At 71.6% G+C, this 17,907-nt stretch carries 19 protein-coding genes; 11 read left to right on the top strand and 8 right to left on the bottom strand.

All coding sequences use genetic code 11. The features are described 5' to 3' along the window. Positions 1-89 precede the first annotated feature (89 nt). On the top strand, positions 90-473 hold the full coding sequence (locus MPPM_RS22960) for a response regulator (RefSeq protein WP_096487993.1): 384 nt from the start codon (positions 90-92) through the stop codon (positions 471-473). 25 nt (positions 474-498) lie between these two features. Here MPPM_RS22960 and pdxH read toward each other — a convergent pair whose 3' ends face one another. Then, positions 499-1,143, bottom strand: a complete 645-nt coding sequence (gene pdxH, locus MPPM_RS22955; RefSeq protein ID WP_096487032.1) for a pyridoxamine 5'-phosphate oxidase — start codon at positions 1,141-1,143, stop codon at positions 499-501. An 86-nt stretch (positions 1,144-1,229) separates the two neighbouring features. On the opposite strand from pdxH, the gene MPPM_RS22950 reads away from it, so the two are divergent. From MPPM_RS22950 to fabI, 3 genes are all read left to right on the top strand, one after another. Beyond that, positions 1,230-1,778: an RT0821/Lpp0805 family surface protein gene (locus MPPM_RS22950; protein ID WP_096487031.1), complete on the top strand. Its 549-nt coding sequence runs from the start codon at positions 1,230-1,232 to the stop codon at positions 1,776-1,778. 183 nt (positions 1,779-1,961) lie between these two features. Then, entirely contained in the window at positions 1,962-2,906 is a 945-nt protein-coding gene (locus MPPM_RS22945; RefSeq protein WP_096487030.1) for a DnaJ C-terminal domain-containing protein, read from the top strand. 249 nt (positions 2,907-3,155) lie between these two features. After that, positions 3,156-3,983 (top strand): enoyl-ACP reductase FabI, encoded by an 828-nt coding sequence (gene fabI, locus MPPM_RS22940; protein WP_096487029.1) that lies wholly within the window; start codon positions 3,156-3,158, stop codon positions 3,981-3,983. A gap of 1 nt (position 3,984) precedes the next feature. Here fabI and MPPM_RS22935 read toward each other — a convergent pair whose 3' ends face one another. Together MPPM_RS22935 and MPPM_RS22930 are read right to left on the bottom strand one after the other, a co-directional pair. After that, the gene (locus tag MPPM_RS22935; protein ID WP_096487028.1) at positions 3,985-4,668 is read right to left on the bottom strand and encodes an MOSC domain-containing protein; all 684 of its coding nucleotides are present in this window, start codon (positions 4,666-4,668) and stop codon (positions 3,985-3,987) included. A gap of 3 nt (positions 4,669-4,671) precedes the next feature. Then, the gene (locus MPPM_RS22930; RefSeq protein WP_096487027.1) at positions 4,672-5,811 is read right to left on the bottom strand and encodes an AAA family ATPase; all 1,140 of its coding nucleotides are present in this window, start codon (positions 5,809-5,811) and stop codon (positions 4,672-4,674) included. A 152-nt stretch (positions 5,812-5,963) separates the two neighbouring features. On the opposite strand from MPPM_RS22930, the gene MPPM_RS22925 reads away from it, so the two are divergent. Both MPPM_RS22925 and MPPM_RS22920 read left to right on the top strand, forming a co-directional pair. Beyond that, a complete protein-coding gene (locus MPPM_RS22925; RefSeq protein WP_096487026.1) occupies positions 5,964-6,347 on the top strand; it encodes a hypothetical protein in 384 nt (127 codons plus the stop codon). After that, positions 6,344-6,958, top strand: a complete 615-nt coding sequence (locus tag MPPM_RS22920; RefSeq protein WP_096487025.1) for a DUF6036 family nucleotidyltransferase — start codon at positions 6,344-6,346, stop codon at positions 6,956-6,958. Before MPPM_RS22925 ends, MPPM_RS22920 begins: the two co-directional genes overlap by 4 nt. Here MPPM_RS22920 and MPPM_RS22915 read toward each other — a convergent pair. Further along, complete coding sequence (locus MPPM_RS22915) at positions 6,942-7,940, bottom strand: polyphosphate kinase 2 family protein (RefSeq protein ID WP_096487024.1); 999 nt, start codon at positions 7,938-7,940, stop codon at positions 6,942-6,944. The two genes, MPPM_RS22920 and MPPM_RS22915, sit on opposite strands and share 17 nt — an antisense overlap. Positions 7,941-8,111: 171 nt before the next feature. Here MPPM_RS22915 and MPPM_RS22910 point away from each other — a divergent pair, with 171 nt between their 5' ends. Further along, positions 8,112-8,708, top strand: coding sequence for a histidine phosphatase family protein (locus tag MPPM_RS22910; RefSeq protein WP_096487992.1), 597 nt, complete (start codon positions 8,112-8,114; stop codon positions 8,706-8,708). Positions 8,709-8,805: 97 nt separating this feature from the next. Here the strand turns inward: MPPM_RS22910 and MPPM_RS29245 are convergent, their stop codons facing one another. After that, positions 8,806-8,940 carry a hypothetical protein gene (locus tag MPPM_RS29245; RefSeq protein ID WP_255700725.1) on the bottom strand — a complete coding sequence of 45 codons (135 nt, stop codon included), beginning with the start codon at positions 8,938-8,940 and terminating at the stop codon, positions 8,806-8,808. 99 nt (positions 8,941-9,039) lie between these two features. Next, positions 9,040-10,176: a tyrosine recombinase XerC gene (locus tag MPPM_RS22905; protein ID WP_096487023.1), complete on the bottom strand. Its 1,137-nt coding sequence runs from the start codon at positions 10,174-10,176 to the stop codon at positions 9,040-9,042. 151 nt (positions 10,177-10,327) lie between these two features. Between MPPM_RS22905 and MPPM_RS22900 the strand changes: the two genes are divergently transcribed. Continuing rightward, the gene (locus MPPM_RS22900; protein ID WP_096487022.1) at positions 10,328-10,723 is read left to right on the top strand and encodes a VOC family protein; all 396 of its coding nucleotides are present in this window, start codon (positions 10,328-10,330) and stop codon (positions 10,721-10,723) included. A gap of 13 nt (positions 10,724-10,736) precedes the next feature. Here MPPM_RS22900 and MPPM_RS22895 read toward each other — a convergent pair whose 3' ends face one another. Further along, positions 10,737-11,072 (bottom strand): hypothetical protein, encoded by a 336-nt coding sequence (locus MPPM_RS22895; RefSeq protein ID WP_096487991.1) that lies wholly within the window; start codon positions 11,070-11,072, stop codon positions 10,737-10,739. A gap of 305 nt (positions 11,073-11,377) precedes the next feature. On the opposite strand from MPPM_RS22895, the gene MPPM_RS22890 reads away from it, so the two are divergent. Continuing rightward, on the top strand, positions 11,378-11,995 hold the full coding sequence (locus MPPM_RS22890) for a hypothetical protein (RefSeq protein WP_244573588.1): 618 nt from the start codon (positions 11,378-11,380) through the stop codon (positions 11,993-11,995). Here MPPM_RS22890 and hrpB read toward each other — a convergent pair. After that, a complete protein-coding gene (gene hrpB / locus MPPM_RS22885; RefSeq protein WP_096487021.1) occupies positions 11,952-14,432 on the bottom strand; it encodes an ATP-dependent helicase HrpB in 2,481 nt (826 codons plus the stop codon). The two genes, MPPM_RS22890 and hrpB, sit on opposite strands and share 44 nt — an antisense overlap. A gap of 177 nt (positions 14,433-14,609) precedes the next feature. Here hrpB and MPPM_RS22880 point away from each other — a divergent pair, with 177 nt between their 5' ends. Together MPPM_RS22880 and mutS are read left to right on the top strand one after the other, a co-directional pair. After that, the gene (locus tag MPPM_RS22880; RefSeq protein WP_096487020.1) at positions 14,610-14,933 is read left to right on the top strand and encodes a hypothetical protein; all 324 of its coding nucleotides are present in this window, start codon (positions 14,610-14,612) and stop codon (positions 14,931-14,933) included. A 182-nt stretch (positions 14,934-15,115) separates the two neighbouring features. Next, positions 15,116-17,863 carry a DNA mismatch repair protein MutS gene (gene mutS, locus MPPM_RS22875; RefSeq protein ID WP_096487019.1) on the top strand — a complete coding sequence of 916 codons (2,748 nt, stop codon included), beginning with the start codon at positions 15,116-15,118 and terminating at the stop codon, positions 17,861-17,863. Positions 17,864-17,907 lie beyond the last annotated feature (44 nt).

Raw genomic sequence — 17,907 nt, 5'->3', positions numbered from 1 at the left:
TGTTCTGTCACGACCTTCGTGCAACCCCGGGATGGGGTTCGCGGGTTCAAGAGATCGGACAGGGCGTGGGGGCGAAGGATGCGACGCGCGTGAGCGAAGCCGAAGCGAGGCCGACCGTCCTCGTCGTGGAGGACGATGCCGTGACCCGGCACGCCGCGGTGGAGCTGATCGCCGAGGCCGGCTACGCCGTGCGCGAAGCCCGCAACGGCAACGAGGCGATCCGCATGCTCGACGCCAGCGAGGAGGCGGGCGAGGCGGTGTGCGTCGTCGTGACCGACATCGACATGCCCCTCGGCATCGACGGCATCAAGCTGGCCGCCTGTATCGACCGGCGCTGGCCGGGGATCGGCATCGTCATCACCTCAGGCAAGGTGCGGCCGGCCCCCGGCGACGTGCCGACCGACGGCCTGTACATCCGCAAGCCCTACACCGAGGAAGGCCTGATCTCGGCGATCCGCTCGGTGATGCCCTGAAGGGCCCTAACCGGCTCCCGCGACATCAGGGATAGAGCCGCGCGCGTGTCCAGCCGTCGCCCGCGCGGGTGAAGCGGACGCGGTCGTGCAGGCGGTAGTCGCCGTTCTGCCAGAACTCCAGCTGCACCGGGGCGATGCGGAAGCCGAACCAGTGTTCGGGGCGCGGCACCGGGCCGTTCTCGTACTTCTGCGACAGGGCGGCGACCTCCGCCATCAGGGTCGGGCGGTCCTGAAGCGGGCGCGACTGCTGGCTGGCGATGGCACCGATGCGGCTGTCGCGGTGGCGGCTTTCGAAATAGGCGTCGGCCTCCTCGCGAGTGACGCGGGAGACGGGGCCGCGGGCCCGGATCTGCCGGCCGAGCGACTTCCAGTACAGCACCGTCGCCGCCTGCGGGTTGGCCAGCAATTGCTCGCCCTTGGCCGATTCGGCATTGGTGTAGAAGACGAGCCCGCGCGCATCGAAGCCCTTCAGCAGCACCACCCGCACATCGGGCAGGCCGTCCGGGCCGGCGGTGGCGAGCGCCATGGCGTTGGCGTCGCAAGGCTCCGAAGCCTCCGCCTCCGCCATCCAGGCGGCGAACAGCGCCCAGGGGTCTGACGATAACGTGAAATCCTGCGGGTCGACCGGCGGCGCGCCCGCATCACCCTCTCTTAACCGATCGATGGTCATTTTCATCCCTGTGGCAGCCGGGTCGGGGGGCACCGACGTGGGCAGCACACCCCGTCGGACCCCCGTCTGTCTCGAGTTCAGGTGTAATGCGTCTGCGTCCGTGTAAAGTCCTCGGTAAAGCCCTCGCCCGACCGCTCTTCGACCGGGAGGCCGCTTCGACGCGCGCACCCGCGTTCCGGCACGGTGTCGCGGGTCGGATCGCGGGCGTTGTGACGCTCGGCCTCGCCGCCTTCTCCTGCGGCGCCTGCAGCGGGCCGATCCTGTCCTTCAAGACGGAGGAGCCGCCGGCCGCGCCCGAGCCGCTCGTCACGGGCAGCATTCCGAAGCGGCCGGCAAGCTTCGGACGCGACCTCGACGGCGAGGATTGGCGCCGGGCCCACGCCGCCCTCTCGGTCGCCCTCGATCCGCAGGGCAACGGGCGCCCGGTGAAGTGGGAGAACCCGGAGACCGCCATGCGCGGCGCGATCAACCCGACCGGGCTGCCCTACGTGGCCGGCGACGAGATCTGCCGCGACTTCCTCGCCACCGTGGTGGGCGGCGCCAACAGCCGCTTCGTGCGCGGCACCGGCTGCAAGCCCTCCGGCGGCGAGTGGGAGCTGAAGCGCCTGCGCGGCTCCGTGGAAGCGCGGTCCTGACGCGGCCGGATCCTGCCAGTTCCGCTCCTGACGAGGCCGGACAGGGTTGCGCGAAATGACCGGTCGCGGAGCGGTGAAGCGGGCTCGCGAGGGTGTTGCAGAACCGCAACGCCCTTCCCACGTTGAAGCCACGCGGCAGAGGCCGTATCCCTAGACGGTTGCGATCCCCACAAAAGAACCCCGATGCGAAACCCCTACGACGTTCTGGGTGTGCCCAAGGGCGCGGGCGAGGCCGAGATCAAGAAGGCCTTCCGCAAGCTCGCCAAGGCCTATCACCCCGACAGCAACAAGGATCCGAAGGCCGCCGAGCGCTTCGCGGAGGCGAATACCGCCTACGAGATTCTCGGCGACAAGGAGAAGCGCGCGCAGTTCGACCGCGGCGAGATCGATGCCGAGGGCAAGCCGCGGGCGACCGGCTTCGAGGGCTTTTCCGGCTTCGGTGGCGGCCGCGGCGGCTTCGACTTCGAGGGCTTCACGCAGCGCCGCGGCGCGGGCGGAGGCGGCGGAGCGGGCCCCGGCGGCGTCGGCGAGGACTTCATCAGCCACATCTTCGGCGAGGCGTTCCGCGCCGGCGGCGCCGGGCCCGGCGGGTTCTCCCGCGGCGGACCGGTCCGCGGCGAGGATGTCGCGGCCGAGCTCAGCGTGACGCTCGAACAGGTCGCGGGCGAGGAGAAGATGCGCATCGGCCTGCCGGGCGGGCGCGACGTCGACGTGATGATCCCCAAGGGTGTCGTCGACGGCCAGACGATCCGCCTGCGCGGCCTCGGCGGCGCCGGCGGCCCCCGCGGCGAGCCGGGCGACGCGCTCCTGACCATCCGTGTCCTGCCCCACCCGCTGTTCAAGGTGGACGGGGCGGACCTGCGCGCCACCGTCGATCTGCCGCTGGAGGATGCGGTGCTCGGCGGGTCGTTGCGGGTGCCGACACTCACCGGCGCGGTCGAGATGAAGGTGCCGGCGATGACGAGTTCCGGCCGCACCTTCCGCCTGCGCGGCAAGGGGCTGCCGAAGAAGGACGGCAGCCGCGGCGATCTCTTCGCCACCACCGCGGTCGTCCTGCCGGCCGACGACGACGCGGCGCTCACCGAGTATGCCCGCCGCCGCCGCGAGGCGAAGGCCGGGACGGCCTGACCCGGCGGGGCCGCATCGCGGCCTCCCCGGCAGGCTGGCCCGAAAGACGGACGCGTACCGTATAGCCGGCGCGAAAAGCACCCGTGAGGGCGACCGCCGGCGTTCGAGGCCGGAATAAATCACCGGGATCGCCCTGACGCGATCCCGAACGCCTTGAGGCTTCCCCCTCCGGCCACCCTCCGCTAAGGAAGCCCCCGGCGCAGGGCCGTCCCTCGAGAGGCGCCCGCGCGGCCGAAGCGAAGGTGACGCATGTCGGAACAGAAGCCGGGCGGGCTGCTCGCGGGCAAGCGCGGGTTGGTGCTGGGAGTGGCCAACAACCGCTCGATCGCCTGGGGCATCGCCCGCAGCGCTGCCGCGCACGGGGCGGAGCTGGCCTTCACCTATCAGGGCGAGGCGCTCAAGAAGCGCGTCGAGCCCCTGGCGCGCGAACTGAACGCCCACGTGGTCGGCCATTGCGACGTCACCGACCCGGCCTCGATCGATTCCGCCTTCGCGGCCACCGCCGAGGTCTTCCCCGAAGGGATCGATTTCGTCGTCCACTGCATCGCCTTCTCCGACAAGGACGAGCTGACCGGGCGCTACATCGAGACCTCCGAGGCGAATTTCACGAAATCGCTCCTGATCTCCTGCTACTCGTTCACGGCCGTGGCGCAGCGGGCGGAGAAGATCATGCGCGAGGGCGGCTCGATGCTGACCCTGACCTATTACGGCGCCGAGAAGTGGATGCCCCACTACAACGTGATGGGCGTCGCCAAGGCCGCGCTGGAAGCCTCCGTGCGCTACCTCGCCGCCGATCTCGGCCCGAAGCAGATCCGCGTCAACGCGATCTCGGCCGGGCCGATCAAGACGCTGGCGGCCTCGGGCATCGGCGATTTCCGCTACATCCTCAAGTGGAACGAGTACAACGCGCCGATGCGGCGGACCGTGACGATCGAGGAGGTCGGCGAGACCGCGGCCTACCTGTTCTCCGACATGTCCCGCGGTATGACCGGGGAGATCCTTCACGTCGATGCCGGCTACCACGTCGTCGGCATGAAGAACCCCGACGCGCCCGACATCACCCGCGAGCGGGACTAGTTCAGGCCTCCTCCCCGAGCCTGCGGCGCCAATCCTCCACGGCGCCGCTCGCGAGCCGGCGGGCGGCGAGTTCGCGCCAGGATGGCGTGAGGGCGGCGAGCCCGGCGATCGCCCGCAGCGCCGCCGCGTCGAGGCGATCGACGTAGAGGTGGTGCAGAAGCCGCGACAGCGGCCAGTCCGGATGCGGGCGCCCGACCAGCTCCAGCCGGTCGCCGGCCGAAACGACGCCTTCCTCGATCACCCGGTAGTACCAGCCGGTGCGCCCGCTCGCCTGCACCCGGCGCGCCATGTCGGGCACGCCGAAGCGCAGGTTCAGCTTGAAGCAGGGCTGGCGCGCCTGCGAGACCTGGAGCAGGGCGCTGCCCGTCTGCCACAGGTCGCCGACGCAGACGTCGCGCTCCGTCAGCCCCGATGTCGAAATATTTTCGCCGAAGGCGCCGGGCCGCTCCAGCAGGTCGGGCAAGCCGGGCAGGTCGGCGCGCCACGCGGCGGCATGGTCGAGGGCATAGTGGTGGACGGCCTTTTCCGGTCCGCCGTGGAAGCGGCGGTCGGCCTGCGCGTCGCCCGCGAGACCGAGCGGCCCCACTGCGACCGGCTCCTGCACGGGGATCTTGGCGATGGCGCTCGCCGCCGTCCCGAGCGGCGCGACGCGCCCGGTCAGCACGGCCCCGATCACGATCCGCATCGCTCAATCGTCTCCATCGGAAAAATCACCGGAGAGCCGCAGGCCCTCGATCCAAGTCGCACCCTCGCGCTTGAGCACGATCCGCGGACGCACGCCCCCGTGTTCGGCCACCGCCGCGGCGAGGCGCTCGGAATGCGTCACGAGCCAGACCTGCGTGCGCCCCGACGCCCGGACGATCATCCGCGCCAGCGGTTCCATCAGGTCGGGGTGCAGGCTGGTCTCGGGCTCGTTGAGCGCCAGGAAGGGCGGCAGCCGGTAGGCGAGCAGCGCGCCCGCCAGCGCGAGGTAGCGCAGCGTCCCGTCGGAGAGTTCCGAGGGCTCGAAGGTCCGCTTGGGATAGTCGGGAAAGATCACGCCGAACCGCGCCTCGCGGTCCGGCGGCGGCACCACGAGGCGGGCGCCGGAGAAGGCGTCGGCGAACGCCGCGTCGAGGTCGGCGGTGTCGCCGCGGATATGGGCCAGCGTCGCGAAGACGGCGGCGAGGTCGGCCCCGTTGGAGGCCAGCGTCGGCGTCGTCACCGCCAGGCAGGGGCGGCGCAGGGGCGAGCCCGCATCGGTGCGCACGTCGTGGTAGAAGCGCCACGCGCCGAGCGCCTGCCGCACGATCTGCAACTCGGGAAAGCGCACGGCGTCCTGCAGCGCGGCGAGCGCCGTCTCGGTCGGCAGCAGGTCGGCGCCGAAAGGTCGCCGGCGGCCCTCCTCGTCGCGCACGAAGCCCGCCGGCCCGTCGCGGTCGAGCACGGTCACCGGCCGCGCGCCGGTCTGTACGGTGAGCCGCTCGGTCTTCACCTGCGGCTCCAGGGCGAAGGCCGCGGCCGTCATCAGCGGCGGGATGCCGACTTCGACGGCGTAGGTGTAGACGTGGCCGGTGACGTCGTCGGACAGCTCGGCGGACAGCCGCACCCGCGCGGGCTCGCCTTTGCGTCGGAGCCCCGCCCAGAGCACCGATTCCATTCCGCCCTCGGCGGCGAGCGCCCGCGTCAACTGGCCGGAGGCGGCCGCCTGGAGCAGGGAGAGGGCGCGGTAGAGGTTGGTCTTGCCGGTGCCGTTGCCGCCGACGAAGACCGAGAGCAGCCCGACCGGAAAGCGGATGCTCCTCAGCGACCGGTACCCGGCCGCCTCGATCTCGCGAACCGTCGGCATCGGCGACCTCACGCGTTGAAGGGGAACAATCTAGACCGTTGGCATGATTCGGGAAGGAACGTGCGGCCCTGATCGCTCTCGTCCATCTTTTTCCCATGACGAGAAGAGGTTAGCATTCGAGAAGAGCCGTTGCCGATCGCCGGGGATGCCACATGACGGAAGGAGAGCGCTTTGTCGGATCACTTCCGCGCAAGGCCGACTTCCACGACGGGAACAAGCGTCGGTCCTACGAGCTGACGCGACGGATCGCGGCGCGCCTGATCGACGATCCCGAACTCGTCGCCAGCGGCAGGTCCTACCTGGACCGCTTCGTCCGCCCTGACCCGGCCCAGGCCCACGCCTACTCCCTATGGAACGCGCTTCTGGATCAGGACATCAGCCAGATCGTGCGCCAGATGCTGGAGGATTCGCCGAAAGGCGAACTGCTCCGGGATACGCAGCCCGTCTTCACGGTCATCTCCTCGCAAGGAAGCAAAATGGCCGAGATGGTCGGACTTCAGTACCGACCCACTGCCAGTCCGGAACGCCGTGAATGATGCGGCGGGACAGGCTCGACCACATCCTGCGTGCTGCGGCAGGCGTCACGGGCCACGATACCTTCGTTCTTGTCGGCTCATCGGTGATCGTCGTTCGATGCCGGAATATCCCAGGCGACATGTTGATGACGCGCGAGGCGGACGTTTATGTCCCCGACACGAGCGAGACCGAAGCGCTATCGGATATGATCGACGCCAATATCGGCCAGGGATCCGCTTTCCATCGCCAGTACGGATACTACGCAGACGGGGTTTCGCCCGGCACATCGGTGATGCCGAGCGACTGGATGGATCGCGTTCAGCACTATCGAGGCACCGGATGCCCCGGCGTGACCGCGATCGTGCCCGACATTGAGGATGTGGCCTTGGCTAAGGTCGTAGCCTGGAGAGAGAAGGATCAGAACTGGATCTTATCCGGCGTCAGATCCCGGCTGTTCTCCCTCGAACGGATGGCATCTCGCATCGATCGAATGCCCAGCGCTGCCCCCGAACCGGCCGAGATGATGCGGCGGCTCCGCTCGGTCGCGGCGACGTGCGGGATGGCTTCGGCCCTTCCCGGCCCCCTGGCCTCGGATGTCGACTTGGAAAAAGGAATCAATCCGGCACCTTGATCCCCACGAGCCCCTCGCGCGGCTCCGGGAAGCGCGGATCCATCGCCTCCAGGGTGTCGGCGATGGTGCGGGCGACCATGACGTTGCGGGCCCATTTGCGGTTGGCCGGCACCACGTGCCAGGGGGCGTAGGGCGTCGAGCAGCGGGCGAGCGCGTCGTTGAACACGGTCTGGTACACGTCCCAGCTCTTGCGCTCCACGAGGTCGGCGGGATCGAACTTCCAGTGCTTTTCCGGATCGGCGAGGCGCGCCTCCAGGCGCTCCTTCTGCTCGTCCTTGGAGATGTGGAGGAAGAATTTGAGGATGACCGTGCCCGAGAGCGTCAGGAGCCGCTCGAAATCGTTGATGAGCCCGTAGCGCTCGCGCCACGTCTCCTCCGGCACGAGCCCCTTCACCCGCACCACCAGCACGTCCTCGTAATGGCTGCGGTTGAACACGCCGATCAGGCCGCGGCCGGGCGTGCGCAGGTGGTAGCGCCAGAGGAAGTCCTGATCGAGCTCCTGCGGGCTCGGCACCTTGAACGACGAGACTTGGCACCCCTGCGGGTTCACCCCCTCCAGCACGTTGCGGATGGTGCCGTCCTTGCCGCCGGTGTCGATGGCCTGGAACACCACGAGCAGGGCATGGCGGTGCTCGGCGTAGAGCTTTTCCTGCAGGGCCCTGATACGCGCGCGCTGCGCGTCCAGCGCCGCCTTGGCCTCCGCCTTGTCGAGGCCGCCGGTGGCGTCGGGATCGATCGTGGAGAGATCGACGCTCTGGCCGGGCTCGACGGTGACGATGCCGGGCGCGGCCGGCGGCAGGACCTGGTGGAGATGCGGCGACAGGCTCGGTGCCGTGCCGCTACCCGCGATCGCGGCCCGGGCCCAGCCGGCGAAGGAGGGCGGATGGTCGCGCCAGCCCGCCTGCGACTTTGTTTCCGCGGCTTTGTCGGCCGCTTTGTCACTTGCGGAGCCGCTGCCGTCCTTGCCGTTCTTGCGCGCCATGCCGAAGATTATCCGCTCACGAGCCGTTCGCGAGGCCGCCGGTGCGGGCCCGCAGGAAGGGAAAAGCTTGGAGCCCCAACAGATGCGCCGCCTTCGCCGTTCCCGATCCGGCGCGTCGGGGTTTGCGAGCGGATATGCCGGCCGCGGCGTAGCGACCGCATGAGCGAGGGCATGAGCGGAGTGCCGACGATCTGGTTCGTGCGCCACGGCCAGACCGACTGGAACGCGGAAGGGCGCCTCCAGGGCCATCGCGACACCGATCTCAACCCAAGTGGGCTCGCCCACGCGGCGGAGGCGGCCGAGCGCCTGCGCCGCGTCGCCGGGGCGGAACTGCCGACGGCCGATTACGTGGCGAGCCCGCTCACCCGCGCCCGCAGGACGATGGAGATCCTGCGCGCCGGCATCGGGCTGCCTCCGACGGGCTTCCGTGCCGATGCGCGGCTTAAAGAGATCGGGTTCGGTACCTGGGAGGGCCAGACCTGGGCGGAGATCCGGCGGCGCGATCCGTCGGGGGCGGCGGCGCGCGACCGCGACCGCTGGGGCTACCAGCCGCGCGGGGAGGGCGCGGAGAGCTACGCCATGGTCGAGACGCGGGTGGAGGAGGTGGTGGCCGAATTACGCCGCCCGACCGTGATGGTCGCCCATGGCGGCGTCGCCCGGGTGCTGCTGGTCATCCTCGGCCATCTCGACATCTACGCCGCCCCGCGGCTCGGCATCCGCCAGGGCAGCATTCTCGTCATCGAGGCCAAGGGCTGGCGCTGGGCGTGAGCGCCCTTCGGGACAAGCGCGGGCAGCGACGAGCCACCCCGCCCGGCCGCCGTGTCCGCAGCCCGGTGCCGGACGCGCGCGGCGCGTCCGGGGCCGGTCAGGCGCGGGCGGCGCGCCCGCGGGCGAGCAGCCGCACGGCGGTGACGGGAAGGAGCAGAGTCTTGACCGTCGCGGTCACGGCGAGGACGGCGACGACGGGCAGGATTGCGAGACAGATACCGCTCACGCGCATCGGACACTCCCTGAAGCTTCTGACTCGGCGGCGCCGGGCCACCCGGTTGAGGACAGTCCGCCACTCAATCGCGGCAAGACCAAGGTAAACGGGGCACATTCACGCATTTCTGCGCTCCGCGCCGGGCTCTCGTCTCGTCTCTCGCCTCGGCTCGCCCGGGCCGGCCTTCCGAACAGCATAGCCGGCATGGGCGCCCGAACCTTGTTCCGCGTCAACGGATTCGATCGGCGCCCGGCCCGCTTCGGGCCGCGGCGGCCGCCGCCGTGCGCGGGGATGGGCGTCCTCGAAGGCGCTCATCAGGCGGGCGGCATCGACCTTGGTGTAGATCTGCGTGGTCGAGAGCGAGGCGTGGCCGAGCAGTTCCTGGATCGCCCGCAGCTCCCCCTGGCGGGCTAGGAGATGCGTCGCGAAGGAGTGGCGCAGGGCGTGCGGGGTCGCGCTCTCGGGCAGTCCGAGCGCGCCGCGCAGGGCGGCCACCGCATATTGCACCACCCGCGGCGAGAGCGGTCCGCCCTTCACGCCGACGAAGAGCGGCCCCTCCGGATCGAGGGGGTGCGGGCAGAGCGACAGGTAGGCGGCCACCGCCTCCGCCACCGCCGGCAACACGGGCACGGCGCGGACCTTGCCGCCCTTGCCCGTCACCCGGACCTCGTCGATGCCGGGAACCGGCGCGTCGCGGGCGGCGAGCCCCAGCGCCTCGGAGATGCGCAGGCCCGAACCGTAGAGCAGCGCGATCACCGCCGCGTCGCGGGCGAGCACCCAAGGGTCGCGGGCATCGTCGGGGCGGGTCTCGGGCGCGGTCATCGCGAGGGCGGCGGACACCGGCAGCGGGCGCGGCAGGCGCCGCTCGACCTTGGGCGAGCGCACCGCGCCGAGTGCGGCCACGCTGCCGTGCCCTTCGCGCTCGAGGAAGCGGGCGAAGGAGCGCAGACCCGCCAGCATCCGCATCAGGGAGCGCCCGCCGACGCCCTCCGCCCGGCGCGCGGCCATGAAGGCGCGCAGGTCGCGGGGTTTGAGGGCGATCAGCCCGGCAATGGTCGGCGTGCCGGACCGGCCGGCGCGATGGATCAGGAACTGGCGCAGGTCCCGCTCGTAGGCCTCGACGGTGTTGGCCGCCAGGCGCCGCTCGCGGGCCAGCGCCTCGCGCCAGCCGCGCATCGCAGCGCGCAGGGCGGCATCGCCCGGCGGCAGCAGGGCGTCGGCATCGACGGCATCGGGGGACGCGGCTCGCATCATCGCGGCCAGCAAAGATCCCTTAAGGTTGACGAAGGGTTAAGGCGCAAAACCCTTTCCGCCCGGCCGCCCACGCGCCAGATGAGCGCACATTCGCTCAGGTTCGCCCGAGGGCGTTCCCCCAAGGGTACGTTCGCTCAGAAAGAGAGGGCCGATGGCCAAGCCCGTCCACACCATGATCCGCGTCCGCGACGAGGCGCGTTCCCGCGACTACTACGCCCGCGCCTTCGGCCTGGAGCCGGCCGACCGCTTCGACTTCCCGGACTTCACGCTGCTCTACCTGCGCGACCCGTCCTCGCCGTTCGAACTCGAACTGACTGTCAACAAGGACCGTTCGGAGCCCTACAATCTCGGCGACGGCTACGGCCACCTCGCCTTCGTGGTGGAGGACGCGGAGGCGGAGCACGCCCGCTTCGAGCGCGAAGGGTTTCCGGTCACGCCGGTCAAGACGCTCAAGCACGGCGGCACCGCGCTCGCGACCTTCTTCTTCGCCACCGATCCGGACGGCTACAAGATCGAGGTGATCCAGAAGGGCGGCCGCTTCGCCTGACTTCCGGGAGACGCTACGGCGCCTTCTCCAGCCGCTCGAGACCCGCCAGCGCCTTGTCGCACGCGCCCGGAGAGGGCGCCGGCAGGCTCGTTTCCAGGCGCATCGCGTCGTCCAGGGCGAGCGCGTAGCGCTCCTCGGTCAGCGCCCGGCCGACCGCTGCCAGCATGCGCTCGCGGCCGGCCCTCAGCACACGCTCGATCCGCCCGCGCTCCGCGCCGCAGGCCAGCGCCCGGCCGAGGACCTTGCCCTGGCGCTCGCCTTCGACCTGGGGGATGACCAGCGGACGGGCGCCGCTGACGTCGGGCGCCGTCTCTGCGCGGGCCGCACCGGCGACGAGGCCTGCGAGCATGAGCGCCGGGATCAGGGCCGGGATCGGTACGCAGGTGCGGCCGGTCGCTGAACCCATGGAATCGTATCCTTCCCGTCTCGCGTGGGCGCGGCGTGCCGCGTGCGCTCCCTCACGCTCAGGCGAGCGAATCTCGGCCACGGTCAAGCCGGAAACGACAGGGGGCGGCAATGAGTCCTTCCGGCAATGCGGCGACGGCAGATGAGCCCGTGATCGGGCAGGACGGCGTCAGAGACGGTGTCAGGGGCGTCCGCGCGCGCAGCCCCGCGCGCATCCCCCTGAGCCTCAAGCTCGCCTACTCGGCCTTCATGGCGGTGCTGGTTCCGGTCTATCTCACCCAGTACGGGCCCACGAACTTCCTGTATTTCTGCGACATCGCCCTGATCCTGACCCTCGTCGGCATCTGGGCCGAGAGCGCGCTGCTCGTCTCGGTCTGCGCCGTCGGTCTCCTCGCACCGCAGACGCTCTGGGTCGTCGATTTCGCGGCCGAGGCGGCGGGCACCCCGCTGACCGGCATGACCGCCTACATGTTCAACCGCGAGACCTCGCCGTTCCTTCGGGGGCTGTCGCTGTTCCACGGCTGGCTGCCGTTCCTGCTCGTCTTCCTCGTGTGGCGGCTCGGCTACGACCGCCGCGCCTGGACCGCGTGGTCGGCGCTGGCCGTGCTCGTCCTGTTCGTCTGCTTCTTCCTGATGCCGCCGCCGCGGCCCGATCCCGGGCTGACGCCGGTCAACATCAACTACGTCTGGGGCATGGGCGACCACGCCGCCCAGACGATGATGCCGGCCTGGGCATGGTTCGCGGGCCTCGTCGCCGGCATCCCGCTGCTGATCTGCTGGCCGACCCACCGGCTCCTGATCCGGCTGATACCCAAAGTCCCCGTCACGTCCCCCGCGGCTTCGCACGGCGGGTCGGCGCCTCGCTGAGCGGATCCTCCGGCCAGGGATGGCGCGGGTACCGCCCCCGCATCTCCGAGCGCACGGCACTCCACGAGCCGCGCCAAAAACCCGGCAGGTCGCGGGTGATCTGGATCGGGCGGTGGGCCGGCGAGAGCAGGTGGAGCACCAGCGGCACGCGTCCGCCGCCGAGGGTGGGGTGACGGTCGAGCCCGAACAGCTCCTGCACCCGCACCGCGAGCACAGGTTCGGGGCCTGATTCGTAGTCGATCGGGATGCGCGAGCCCGTCGGCACCTCGATATGGCTCGGCGCCTCCGCCTCCAGGCGGGTGCGCAGGGTCCAGGGCAGCAGGCCCTGCAGCGCCTGGCCGAGATCGTCGGCGGTGATCGCCGCCAGCGAGGCGCGCCCGAGGATGGCTGGGGCGAGCCACTCCTCGACACCGGCGGCCAGAGCCTCGTCGGACAGGTCCGGCCATTCCCCGCCCTCGGCCTCGTGGAGGAAGCGGATGCGGGCCCGCCACTGCGCCAATGCGGGTGTCCAGGGCAGGCGGTCGAGGCCGAGCCCGGCCACGCCGCGGGCCAGCACCCGCGCCGCCTCCGCGTCGGCGGGGACGGGCATCGTGCGCTCGTCCAGGGTGACGGCCCCGAGCCGGCGCCCCTCGCGGGCGCGCAGCGCGCGGGCTTGCCCGTCGAAGCCGACGCTGCGCACGGTTTCGATCCGGTCGCGGAACAGGGCGTCGATGGACTCGGAGGAAATCGCGGCGGCCGAGAGGATGCGGGCGGAGGCCGCGGCGCCGGTGAGGTCGGCGACGACGATGAAGGGCTCGCGGGCGAGCGGGCTCGCGGGGTCGACGAGGCCGGCGCGGCCATTGGCCATCAGGAACGCCCCATCCCGACCCCGCGCCCGCGCCACCCGATCCGGGTAGGCCAGCGCCAGCAGGGCACCGGGCTCGGCGAGAGCGGGATCGGGATCGGCCGCATCGCCCGAAGCCCGGGCCGCCTGCCGCGCCCAGCCTTCGGCGAGGCGGCGCATATCGGCGGCCCGGCCGCCGCGGTCGCGGCGGAAGCGGTCGAGGCGCTCGGCGAGATCGGCCGCGTCGCCGCCGAGGCCGCGCTCGACCAGCACGGCGGCGAGATCGGCGGCGGCCCGCGCCTGACCGGATTCGGCGGCGCGGGCGACCATCCGGGCGAGACGGGGCGGCAGCGGCAGGCTGCGCAGGGTGTGTCCGGTGGCGGTGAGTCGCCCGTCCGGGTCGAGGGCGCCGAGATCGGTCAGCATCGCCCGCGCCTCGGCCAGCGCCGGAGCCGGCGGCGGATCGAGGAAGGGCAGGGCGGTCGGGTCGGTGACGCCCCAGGCGGCGCAGTCGAGGGTGAGGCCGGCCAGATCGGCGGAAAGAATCTCGGGCCGGGCGAAGGGTTCGAGCGCGGCGGTCGCCGCCTCCGGCCAGAGCCGCCAGCACACGCCGGGCTCGGTGCGGCCGGCGCGGCCCCGGCGCTGGTCGACCGAGGCGCGCGAGGCCCGCGCGGTGACGAGGCGGGTCATGCCGTTACCGGGCTCGTAGAGCGGCACGCGGGCGAGCCCGGAATCGACGACGATGCGCACGCCCTGGATCGTCAGCGAGGTCTCGGCGATGGAGGTCGCGAGCACCACCTTGCGCCGCCCGGGCGGGGCGGGCGCCACCGCCCGGTCCTGCTCGCCCTGGCTCAGCGCGCCGTAGAGGGGGGCGAGGTCGGTGTCGGCCGGCAGGCGCTCCGCCAGCCGCTCGGCGGTGCGGCGGATCTCCGCCTGCCCCGGCAGGAAGGCCAGAACCGAGCCGGGATCGGCCCGCAGCGCCCGCAGGATCGCGGCGGCCATCGCGTCCTCGATGCGCTCGCTTCCGTCGCGGTCGAGATGGCGCGTCTCGACCGGATAGGCGCGCCCTTCGGATTCCACGACCGGCGCGTCGCCGAGGAGCCCCGCGACCCGAGCCCCGTCGAGGGTCGCCGACATGGCCAGGATCCGCAGGTCCTCCCGCAGCGCCCCCTGGGCATCGAGGGCGAAGGCCAGTCCGAGATCGGCGTCGAGCGAGCGTTCGTGGAACTCGTCGAACAGGACCGCGCCGATGCCGGCAAGCTCCGGATCGTCGAGGATCATGCGGGTGAACACCCCCTCGGTGACGACCTCGATCCGGGTGCGGGCCGAGATCTTGGAGCCGAGCCGCACCCGCAGGCCGACCGTGTCGCCGACCCGCTCGCCGAGGGTGGCCGCCATGCGCTCGGCGGCACCGCGGGCCGCGAGGCGCCGGGGTTCGAGGAGGATGATCTTCTTCCCCCCGATCCAAGGTTCATCGAGGAGGGCCAGCGGCACCCGCGTGGTCTTGCCGGCTCCCGGCGGCGCCACGAGCACGGCGGAGCTGCGCGCGGACAGGGCCGCCCGCAGGGCGGGGAGGGCGGCTTCGATCGGGAGTGCGGAGGCAGGCGGCGACATGGTTCGGGAGGTGCCGCGGTTCGCGCGCGGGTGCAACCGTCCCGCTACGGTTGATTGATCAAAGTAATCCAACACGAAAATTTGTTAACATAGCTTGATCTCTACCCGGAACGGAGGGGTGAACGACGACTTGTGCGCTCGGCGTGCGTCCCATGCACGCGACGGAGAAAGACGACGATGCGTATTGCCCTGACACTCGCAGCCGGTGTGCTGCTCGGCAGCTTCGGCCTGGGAATCGGGGCCGCATCGGCCGCCCCCGCGATGCCCGCGCCCGGCGTGATCGCCGGCGACACGGTCGAGATCGTTCGCGACCATGGCCGCCATCACCGGCGCTGGCACCGCTCCCACCGCAGCGTGCTCGGCCACCACCACTCGACCAAGGCCGAGCGCCATCGCCGCCGCATGAACACCTATCGCCACGGCAACCCGAACGCCCGCAACCCGGAGCGGTCCGGCTACCAGCAGCAGCTCGGCAACACCACGGGCGGCCCGCGCTACTGAGCTTCGGCCTCCGGAAGCAGGTTTGTTGAAAGAGGCCCGTCCGGGGCAATGCCGGGCGGGCTTCGGCTGTTCTCGCTGGCCCCGTCGCCGCTTGCGAGGGCTGGGGAGAGCGCCCACTTGTCCACGGTCTTCACGGCCGGCCGGCGGTGCCCGGCGCAGGCGGGGCTGCTAGCCTCCGATCCATGCCCAGACCCCAGCGTCCCCAACCCCTCGAACGGCGTGCCCAGGCGGCGGATACGGTGACTTCCTCGCCCCTCGACATCCCCGGCGCCACGCCGATGATGGCGCAGTACATCGAGATCAAGGCCGCCAATCCGGACTGCCTGCTGTTCTACCGGATGGGCGACTTCTACGAGCTGTTCTTCGAGGATGCGGAGATCGCCTCCCGGGCGCTGGGCATCGTCCTGACCAAGCGGGGCAAGCACGGCGGCGCCGACATCCCGATGTGCGGCGTGCCCCTGGAGCGGGCCGACGATTATCTCCACCGGCTGATCGCACTGGGCCACCGCGTCGCCGTCTGCCAGCAGACCGAGGACGCCGCCGAGGCCAAGAAGCGGGGCCCGAAATCGGTGGTGCGGCGCGAGGTGATCCGCCTCGTCACGCCGGGCACGCTCACCGAGGACCGCCTGCTCGACCCGACGCGGGCCAACCTGCTGCTCGCCATCGGGCGGCGGAGGGTCTCGGACAACCGCGAGGCCTACGGGCTCGCCGCCCTCGACATCTCCACCGGCCGCTTCTCCTTGAGCGAGGTGGAGGGCTCCGAACTCGCCGCCGCGATCGCCCGGCACGAGCCGCGGGAGATCGTGCTCTCGGAAGTCATCCACGCCGATCCGGCACTCGCCAAGCTGTGGCGGGAGACCAAGGCCGCGGTGGTGCCGCTGGCCCAGGGCGAGTTGGAGCCGGCCTCGGCCGAGCGGCGCATCCGCGAGCAGTTCGGCGTCAAGACCCTGGACGGGTTCGGGACTTTCAGCCGGGCGGAGATCGCCGCCGCCGGGGCGGCTTTGCTCTATCTGGAGCGGACGCAGCTCGGCACCCGCGTGCCGCTCTCGGCGCCGAGCCGGGAGGCGACGGGGGCGACGCTCGCCATCGACGCGGCCACCCGCGCCAACCTCGAACTCACCCGCACCCTCTCGGGCGAGCGCCAGGGCAGCCTGCTCGACGCCATCGACCGCACGGTCTCGGCGGGCGGCGCCCGGCTGCTGGCCGAACACCTCGCCGGCCCCCTGACGGACCTGACGAAGATCGGGCGCCGCCACGACGCCGTCGCCTTCCTCGCCGATGACGGCGCCCTGCGCGCGCAACTGCGCGACGCGCTCCACGCCGCCCCCGACATCGCCCGGGCGCTCTCCCGCATCGGCCTGAACCGGGCCGGCCCGCGCGACCTCGCCGCCCTGCGCGACGGGCTCGCGGCCGCCGCGACCATCAGCGAGCGGCTGGCGCGGGAGGATTTGCCGGACGGGCTCGCCCGCCTCGCCCGCCGCCTCGACAAGGCCGACCGGGCGCTCACGGAGGAACTGGCCGCCGCGCTCGCCGACGACCTGCCGCTCAACCGCCGCGACGGTGGTTTCGTGCGCGCGGGCTACCACGCCGAGATCGACGAGGCGCGCCTCCTCGGCCAGGACTCGCGCAAGGTCATCGCCGCGCTCCAGGCGCGCTATGCCGAGGCCACCGGCTGCAGGACGCTCCGGATCAAGCACAACAACGTGCTGGGCTACTACATCGAGGTGCCGCAGGCGGTGGGCGAGGCCTGCCTCAAGGGCCTGATGCAGGACTTCGTGCATCGCCAGACCATGGTCGACGCGATGCGCTTCACCAGCGTCGAACTCGGCGAGCTGGAATCGAAGATCGCCGGCGCTTCCGACCGGGTGCTGGCCCTCGAATCGGCGGTGTTCGACGCGTTGAGCGCGCGGGTGAGCGAGGGCGCGGAGGCGATCGCCGATATCGCCGAGGCGCTGTCGGGCCTCGACGTGGCGGCAAGCCACGCGGAACTCGCGGTCGAACTCGCCTGGACCCGTCCCGTCATCGACGAGAGCCTCGCCTTCGAGATCAAGGGCGGGCGCCATCCTGTCGTGGAGGCGGCGCTGGTCAAGGCGGGCGAGGCCTTCATCGCCAATGCCTGCGACCTGTCGGGCGACGAGGCCGGGCGCATCCGCCTCGTCACCGGCCCGAACATGGGCGGCAAGTCGACCTTCCTGCGCCAGAACGCGCTGATCGCCGTGCTGGCGCAGATGGGCGCCTTCGTGCCGGCGGCCTCCGCCCGGCTCGGCGTGGTGGACCGCCTGTTCTCCCGCGTCGGCGCGGCCGACGACCTCGCGCGGGGCCACTCGACCTTCATGGTCGAGATGGTCGAGACCGCCGCGATCCTCAATCAGGCGACCCGCCGCTCGCTGGTGGTGCTCGACGAGATCGGGCGGGGCACCGCGACCTTCGACGGCCTCTCCATCGCCTGGGCCTGCCTGGAGCACCTGCACGAGAAGAACGGCTGCCGGGCGCTGTTCGCCACCCATTTCCACGAGCTGACGGCACTGAGCCAGCGCCTGCCGCGCCTCGACAACGCGACCCTGAAGGTGGCCGAGGACCGGGGCGACGTGGTGTTCCTGCACGAGGTGGTGCCGGGCGTGGCCGAACGCTCCTACGGCCTGCAGGTCGCCCGCCTCGCCGGCCTGCCGCCGAGCGTGGTGGCCCGCGCCGGCGCGATCCTCAAAGGTCTCGAAAGCTCCGAGCGCGAGCGCCCCGCCCGCCGCAAGATCGAGGACCTGCCGCTCTTTGCGAGCCTTTCCGCCGCGCCGCCCCCGCCGCCGGAGCCGGCGAAGCCCGAACCGGACGACCGGCTCGGCCGATTGATCGATGCCCTCGATCCCGACGCGCTGACCCCGCGCGAGGCGCTCGACGCGCTCTACCGGCTGAAGAAGGAGCGCGCCGCGGGCTGAGGGCGGCGCGGTTCGAGGCCGCGGGGCCGTGCGGCTCACGGGGC

Origin of the sequence: Methylorubrum populi (assembly GCF_002355515.1) — a bacterium.
Taxonomy (GTDB): Bacteria; Pseudomonadota; Alphaproteobacteria; order Rhizobiales; family Beijerinckiaceae; genus Methylobacterium; species Methylobacterium populi_A.
Note: the sequence above shows the minus strand (reverse complement) of the source record. Positions and strands in the feature narration are given on the sequence as shown.

Coding starts and splice junctions, on each gene's coding strand:
- MPPM_RS29245 (WP_255700725.1), bottom strand. CDS start 8,940: ATGCGCGTGAGCGGTATCTGTCTCGCAATCCTGCCCGTCGTCGCCGTC.
- MPPM_RS22910 (WP_096487992.1), top strand. CDS start 8,112: ATGAGCGGAGTGCCGACGATCTGGTTCGTGCGCCACGGCCAGACCGAC.
- MPPM_RS22945 (WP_096487030.1), top strand. CDS start 1,962: ATGCGAAACCCCTACGACGTTCTGGGTGTGCCCAAGGGCGCGGGCGAG.
- MPPM_RS22890 (WP_244573588.1), top strand. CDS start 11,378: ATGGCGGTGCTGGTTCCGGTCTATCTCACCCAGTACGGGCCCACGAAC.
- mutS (WP_096487019.1), top strand. CDS start 15,116: ATGCCCAGACCCCAGCGTCCCCAACCCCTCGAACGGCGTGCCCAGGCG.
- fabI (WP_096487029.1), top strand. CDS start 3,156: ATGTCGGAACAGAAGCCGGGCGGGCTGCTCGCGGGCAAGCGCGGGTTG.
- MPPM_RS22925 (WP_096487026.1), top strand. CDS start 5,964: ATGACGGAAGGAGAGCGCTTTGTCGGATCACTTCCGCGCAAGGCCGAC.
- MPPM_RS22930 (WP_096487027.1), bottom strand. CDS start 5,811: ATGCCGACGGTTCGCGAGATCGAGGCGGCCGGGTACCGGTCGCTGAGG.
- hrpB (WP_096487021.1), bottom strand. CDS start 14,432: ATGTCGCCGCCTGCCTCCGCACTCCCGATCGAAGCCGCCCTCCCCGCC.
- MPPM_RS22895 (WP_096487991.1), bottom strand. CDS start 11,072: ATGCTCGCAGGCCTCGTCGCCGGTGCGGCCCGCGCAGAGACGGCGCCC.
- MPPM_RS22920 (WP_096487025.1), top strand. CDS start 6,344: ATGATGCGGCGGGACAGGCTCGACCACATCCTGCGTGCTGCGGCAGGC.
- MPPM_RS22905 (WP_096487023.1), bottom strand. CDS start 10,176: ATGATGCGAGCCGCGTCCCCCGATGCCGTCGATGCCGACGCCCTGCTG.
- MPPM_RS22915 (WP_096487024.1), bottom strand. CDS start 7,940: ATGGCGCGCAAGAACGGCAAGGACGGCAGCGGCTCCGCAAGTGACAAA.
- MPPM_RS22935 (WP_096487028.1), bottom strand. CDS start 4,668: ATGCGGATCGTGATCGGGGCCGTGCTGACCGGGCGCGTCGCGCCGCTC.
- MPPM_RS22880 (WP_096487020.1), top strand. CDS start 14,610: ATGCGTATTGCCCTGACACTCGCAGCCGGTGTGCTGCTCGGCAGCTTC.
- MPPM_RS22950 (WP_096487031.1), top strand. CDS start 1,230: ATGCGTCTGCGTCCGTGTAAAGTCCTCGGTAAAGCCCTCGCCCGACCG.
- pdxH (WP_096487032.1), bottom strand. CDS start 1,143: ATGACCATCGATCGGTTAAGAGAGGGTGATGCGGGCGCGCCGCCGGTC.
- MPPM_RS22900 (WP_096487022.1), top strand. CDS start 10,328: ATGGCCAAGCCCGTCCACACCATGATCCGCGTCCGCGACGAGGCGCGT.